The sequence below is a fragment of the Streptococcus sp. HSISS2 genome (assembly GCF_000448665.1).
GTDB lineage: Bacteria > Bacillota > Bacilli > Lactobacillales > Streptococcaceae > Streptococcus > Streptococcus raffinosi.
This window is the reverse complement of sequence record NZ_CM002133.1, coordinates 751,446-757,073: the sequence shown is the minus strand read 5'-3', so window position 1 is coordinate 757,073 and position 5,628 is coordinate 751,446. Positions and strand designations below refer to the sequence as shown.

Here is a 5,628-nt window from a genome sequence, read left to right as displayed (position 1 = left end):
TAGGGTGATCCCGCTAACCTATCTGTTTCAAGTCATCCGTTTTAGTTTTTCCCGCACACGCGGGGGTGATCCTATCTGGGTAGGTTTCAGCTGTGCCAAAGTTCTGTTTTTCCCGCACTCGCGGGGGTGATCCTGCCATAACTTGACCGCTAACTACTGCGAGACCGTTTTTCCCGCACACGCGGGGGTGATCCTACAAATTTTAGTTAAATGATGATATGACAATATAAATCGATTGGTTGAGGTCTCTTTTTAGATCCGCTAATTAGTTGATTACTTTTTAAGTATTGCCGTTGTAAGCAGCATATCTTATAGGTAGAAATGCTGTCATACCTTGTCATAGACTACTCCTTATTGTTTTAGAACTGTGTTGTTTCTAAAGGTTCCAAAACAAGCGCTTTTTCTTTATATGCACACCAAAAAAAGAGCCATTGGCTCTTTTTATTATCGTTTTAATATCCAGGCTCAAAGACTTCAATAATTTGAATAAGGTAGCCTTCATGGAAACCGACTCGGTAATCGACGTTTGGCAGCGTTTTAACCAAATCATTAAGCTCCTTATCCTTGCTAACGGAATCAGTTAGGACTGGTAGTTCAACAACAAAAAGTTGGGAATGGTCCATTTGTAGATAGCTACTATGTATCTTGGTATCAGGACGGAGATGTTTGAGAACAGCTTTGTCTGAGGTCTGAAGAAGTTGGTACAAATCTAAGTCTGATAAAGGAACTTCTCCAAATTTTGGACTAATATTGATCGTGATATCAATATGAGCTGACCTCGTCCCTACAATACGATTAGAAAGAAAACTAGCTAAGATAGGATTAGTCAGCTGATCCAATTTTTCTTGAGTTTCTGGGCTACTAATGATGGAATTACTCGTTTTATAAATCTCAAGTAAATCTTTAGCTTTTGTGGCATCATCAGCCTTTAAAGCTACTGAGACATCCTTCAGATTTTTTTGTAAAGCTCTGAAAATTTTTGTTTTTGGGTGATAATTTGGATTAGGGCTTTGTTGTAGTTAGTCATAGTCCCTAGCAATTTAAAACGTTCTCTGTCCAATCTTTTGATGAACTGTGAGTGGACGGCTTCGTTCCAATTGTAAAAATCCCATAGGAGAAGGGCGAGGTAAAGCATCAAAACGATGATACTATTTGAACTCACTCTAAATACCATTTCAAATAAGTTCTGGGGGTCATTCGTAGTTGGAAGAACGCTATTAAGACCATGGATGACTGTGAAAAAGACGTAATAAACAGCGAGAAAAGTGGTACTACGCAACCAATTACGTCTCGCCCAGTATTCATCGAGTTTGCTCATCTGATCTAAATCAATAGCGAAAATCTTAAGGATCAGAAAGATGATAAGAGGAGCTAAAAAGTAAGTCAGAATATGTAGGTTATTATCAAGACTCACATCTCCCTTGATATGTAGGACATGAGGCAATATGACGATTGAAAGCAATCGCGTGGCAACATCAAAGAGAATAGTTGGATAAAAGCAAAAAGAAGTCGATGATAAAAGGAGCGTTCTCTAACAAGAGCCAAGTCAACAACTAGAAAGAAAAGAGGGTCTACAATGATTTTGACAAGGTTGAAGTAAGATGCCCCAGCAACGTAAGAGAGGAAAATGAGAAAGAGGTGCCCAGGTAATGGTTTAACCTTAGACATGATTTGATAAAGGTACCAGATAGAAATAAAACTAATGGCCTGCAGGAGAGGATTGATAATATTAGTAATCATGATAACCTCCTTTGGTCATGTCAATTTCAATTTGTAGACGATAAATGCCAGCACGTGTATTTGAAATAATGTTAACATTTGGATAATTGACCAGAATGTGGGTGACACGTTTTAATTCTGGGTCGCTAAAATCAGAAGTAATCGGTGAATCTTCTTTTGTGCTTGAGCTTTCCACGACAAAGTGCTGACTGTCCTCGTCTTTAAAATAGGCAAAGCTAAGGTATTTTTGTCTACTGTCTCTTGCTTGGTCAATGACATGATCTAAGATAGTCGATAAGATATAAACCCAGTCTAAGGGATAAATAGGATAGACAGTGATTGGTTCGGGAATTTCCATACTAACCCAGACATCTAGTTCTTTAGCCTTTAAAAATTTAGCTTCAAAAAGCGCCTGCAAGTCAGCTAATTTTATGTTTTCAAGCTTATTTCTGTAGAATCGGTCAATCTTTTTATCTAAAGGGTTTGGTGTTAACAAATAATCTATAAGTTCCTCAGCTTCGTCGTTTTGTTGGAAGCGAATGAGGTCATAGAGATTTTCAGCTTCATCCTTGATAAAAAGTTCTTGGCTAGTCTTTTTTGATACCAAATATTGATGTTTTGACTTGATTTTTGTAGAAGGTCTATATGCACCTCTTGAGCAGCCCTCGTTTGGGCTTTTAATTCCTTTCTATAGAGGGTAACTTGTTTAGATAGAATTAAAGCCGTAGCAATAAGGAAGAAAAGAGTGAGTTGGATATTATTCGTAATTAATTCCGAAATAAAGTAAATGACTGCTAGACTATAAAGTGCGACTGACGTAGATCTGTACCATGGTCTGGCAGAATCAATTTGCTTTAAGCGATTATAATCGACTTGTAGAAGAGCATTCTGAGCAAACCAAAGTAAGAAGGCTAAGAAAAGGATTAAGAAGCCAGCGAAATTGTAATCTAAGACAAAAGGAAAAAGATTGGAATAATGAGGGAAATCACAAGCCTTACCATTAGGGCAAAGGTAAATGGTATAAAGAAGGATTCCAAGATGGTATGTCTAAGATTTTTGAATGATTTGACAGAATGAAGGAATACAAGCGCTATAAAACCTGATTTTGGGAAGAGAATACCTAAAAAGCTGAAAGTCATAATCGCTACTCCAGCTAAAAAGAGAACCCAGTATCTTACGGGTCTATGCGTGGTTAATTTGAAGATAACAATTTGTAATATAAAAGCTGTACATGCCGTAAGCCCGTGAACAATGGCATCACTCAATATAATATAATCTCCTATTCGGGTAAAATCTATTCAATTATATCATACCCCTTGGAAAAATAGCATACGAATTGACTCTTAGTGACAGTTATGTAAGGCTTTTCATTTTTCAAGCATATTTCTTGCCCATAAAGTTTTTTCCCCTATTCTAGATGTATAGAAAAAATTCGATAGAGGAGATCGATATGATAAAACTTTCTAAAGAGACACATCTTGAGATGTTCACTAAAATGGAACGTATCCGTGAATTTGATTCACGTATTAATAAATTGGTTCGTCGTGGGTTTGTTCAAGGGATGACACACTTTTCAGTTGGTGAAGAAGCCGCTAACGTTGGGGCTGTTCAACACTTGAGCTACGATGATATTTTCTTTCAAACCACCGTGGTCATGGACAATCTATTGCTCAAGACATGGACTTGAACAAAATGATGGCCGAACTAGCTGGTAAGGCAACGGGTGTTTCAAAGGGCCGTGGTGGCTCAATGCACTTGGCTGACTTCGAAAAAGGTAACTATGGTACCAATGGTATCGTTGGTGGTGGCTATGCCCTTGCCGTAGGCGCAGCCCTCACGCAACAATATAAAGAAACTGGAAATATCGTTGTTGCCTTTTTCAGGAGATGGTGCTACTAATGAAGGCTCTTTCCACGAGTCAGTCAATATGGCTTCTGCTTGGAAATTACCAGTAATTTTCTTCATCATTAACAACCGTTATGGTATCTCAATGGATATTCATAGAGCTACCAACACTCCTCATTTGTATACACGTGCGGAAGCCTATGGTATTCCAGGTTTCTACTGTCAGGATGGTAATGATGTCATGGCAGTCTACGAAACAATGGGCAAGGCTGTGGAACATGTTCGTGGTGGAAATGGTCCTGCTATCGTTGAGGTAGAGTCTTACCGTTGGTTTGGTCACTCCACTGCCGATGCTGGAGTTTATCGTACCAAGGAAGAGGTTGATGAGTGGAAGAACCATAACGATCCAATCATTAAATACCGTGACTATTTGGTTTCTGAAAAATCGCAAGCGATGAGGAACTAGATGCTATTCAAGGCCAAGTTAAGGCACAAATCGATGCAGCGTATGAGTTTGCTCAAAATGCCCAGATCCAGAACTTTCAATTGCCTTTGAAGATGTATGGGTAGACTAAAGAGAAAGGTTGAGGAATAACAAGTATGAGTGAAACAAAATTGATGGCCTTACGTGAGGCAGTAAACCTTGCCATGAGTGAGGAAATGCGTAAAGATGAAAACATCTTCCTTATGGGTGAAGATGTTGGTATCTACGGCGGTGACTTTGGTACTTCAGTGGGTATGTTGGCTGAATTTGGTGAAAAACGTGTTAGAGATACGCCAATTTCAGAAGCAGCTATCGCTGGTGCTGCTGTTGGATCTGCCATCACAGGTCTTCGTCCGATTGTTGACTTGACTTTCATGGACTTCATCACAATTGCCCTTGACGCTATCGTTAATAACGGTGCAAAGAACAACTACATGTTTGGTGGTGGATTGAAGACACCTGTAACCTTCCGTGTGGCATCTGGTTCAGGGATTGGTTCTGCAGCACAGCACTCACAATCTCTTGAGTCATGGTTGACCCACATCCCAGGAATTAAAGTGGTTGCACCAGGGAATGCTAATGATGCTAAAGGCCTTTTGAAATCTGCTATTCAAGATAATAACATTGTTATCTTCATGGAACCTAAGGCACTTTACGGTAAGAAAGAAGAAGTAACACAAGATCCTGATTTCTACATCCCACTTGGAAAAGGTGAGATTAAACGTGAAGGTACTGATTTGACAATCGTATCATATGGTCGTATGTTGGAACGTGTTCTTAAGGCGGCTGAAGAAGTGGCTGAACAAGGTATTAATGTTGAGGTCGTTGACCCTCGTACCCTCGTTCCACTTGATAAGGAATTGATTTTCGACTCAGTTAAGAAAACTGGAAAATTGATGTTGGTCAATGATGCTTATAAGACTGGTGGCTTTATCGGCGAAATTGCTGCTATGGTTACTGAAAGTGAAGCATTTGATTACCTTGACCACCCAATTGTACGTTTGGCAAGTGAAGATGTGCCTGTACCTTATGCGCGTGTCTTGGAACAAGTGGTTCTTCCAGATGTTGAAAAGATTAAGGCTGCTATTATCAAGATGGCCAATAAAGGAAACTAACTTTCTAGCGACGGTTAAGTGATATGTCTCGCTAGTAAAATGTGTTTCTTGTTTTAACTGTGAGAGTATCGGAAAATATAATTTAAAGTAGAAAGGAGAGGGCGTTAAAGCGTTTGAGTTGATTTGAACTCGAACGAAATGCTTCGGAATTTAGATAGTTTTACTTGTGTGCAAGCACACTAACGTAAAACTCCTAAAATTCTGTCGCATTTTAGCGTTCTTAGTATCATAAAATATGGCTTTTGAGATTATTATGCCTAAGCTTGGTGTTGATATGCAGGAAGGCGAGATCATCGAGTGGAAAAACAAGAGGGTGATGTGGTTAATGAGGGAGATATCCTTCTTGAAATCATGTCAGATAAGACGAACATGGAACTTGAAGCGGAAGATTCAGGTGTCCTTTTGAAGATTACTCGTCAGGCTGGTGAAACAGTTCCAGTAACTGAGGTAATTGGTATATCGGAG

General features: G+C 39.3%; 6 protein-coding genes and 2 pseudogenes. 3 read left to right on the top strand and 5 right to left on the bottom strand.

Features of this window, described 5'->3' with window-relative positions; all coding sequences use genetic code 11:
- Positions 1-452: 452 nt before the first annotated feature.
- From HSISS2_RS11670 to HSISS2_RS11650, 5 genes are all read right to left on the bottom strand, one after another.
- Complete coding sequence (locus HSISS2_RS11670; RefSeq protein ID WP_021145405.1) at positions 453-839, bottom strand: hypothetical protein; 387 nt, start codon at positions 837-839, stop codon at positions 453-455.
- A 110-nt stretch (positions 840-949) separates the two neighbouring features.
- On the bottom strand, positions 950-1,414 hold the full coding sequence (locus HSISS2_RS11665) for a hypothetical protein (protein ID WP_021145404.1): 465 nt from the start codon (positions 1,412-1,414) through the stop codon (positions 950-952).
- The gene (locus HSISS2_RS11660; protein WP_021145403.1) at positions 1,411-1,740 is read right to left on the bottom strand and encodes a hypothetical protein; all 330 of its coding nucleotides are present in this window, start codon (positions 1,738-1,740) and stop codon (positions 1,411-1,413) included. The genes HSISS2_RS11665 and HSISS2_RS11660 overlap by 4 nt, the downstream gene beginning before the upstream one ends.
- Positions 1,730-2,326: a hypothetical protein gene (locus tag HSISS2_RS11655; protein WP_021145402.1), complete on the bottom strand. Its 597-nt coding sequence runs from the start codon at positions 2,324-2,326 to the stop codon at positions 1,730-1,732. The genes HSISS2_RS11660 and HSISS2_RS11655 overlap by 11 nt, the downstream gene beginning before the upstream one ends.
- Positions 2,327-2,666: 340 nt before the next feature.
- On the bottom strand, positions 2,667-2,984 hold the full coding sequence (locus HSISS2_RS11650) for a hypothetical protein (protein ID WP_240472049.1): 318 nt from the start codon (positions 2,982-2,984) through the stop codon (positions 2,667-2,669).
- A 185-nt stretch (positions 2,985-3,169) separates the two neighbouring features.
- Between HSISS2_RS11650 and HSISS2_RS03415 the strand changes: the two are divergent.
- The 3 genes and pseudogenes from HSISS2_RS03415 to HSISS2_RS10775 form a co-directional block, all read left to right on the top strand.
- A pseudogene (locus HSISS2_RS03415) lies at positions 3,170-4,139 on the top strand (thiamine pyrophosphate-dependent dehydrogenase E1 component subunit alpha).
- Positions 4,140-4,164: 25 nt separating this feature from the next.
- On the top strand, positions 4,165-5,163 hold the full coding sequence (locus HSISS2_RS03410) for an alpha-ketoacid dehydrogenase subunit beta (protein WP_021145397.1): 999 nt from the start codon (positions 4,165-4,167) through the stop codon (positions 5,161-5,163).
- A 235-nt stretch (positions 5,164-5,398) separates the two neighbouring features.
- A pseudogene (locus tag HSISS2_RS10775) lies at positions 5,399-5,628 on the top strand (biotin/lipoyl-containing protein); the annotation flags it as partial.

Bases quoted from the DNA above. Each gene is read 5' to 3' on its own strand.
- HSISS2_RS11660 (WP_021145403.1), bottom strand. From the start codon at position 1,740: ATGATTACTAATATTATCAATCCTCTCCTGCAGGCCATTAGTTTTATT.
- HSISS2_RS03410 (WP_021145397.1), top strand. From the start codon at position 4,165: ATGAGTGAAACAAAATTGATGGCCTTACGTGAGGCAGTAAACCTTGCC.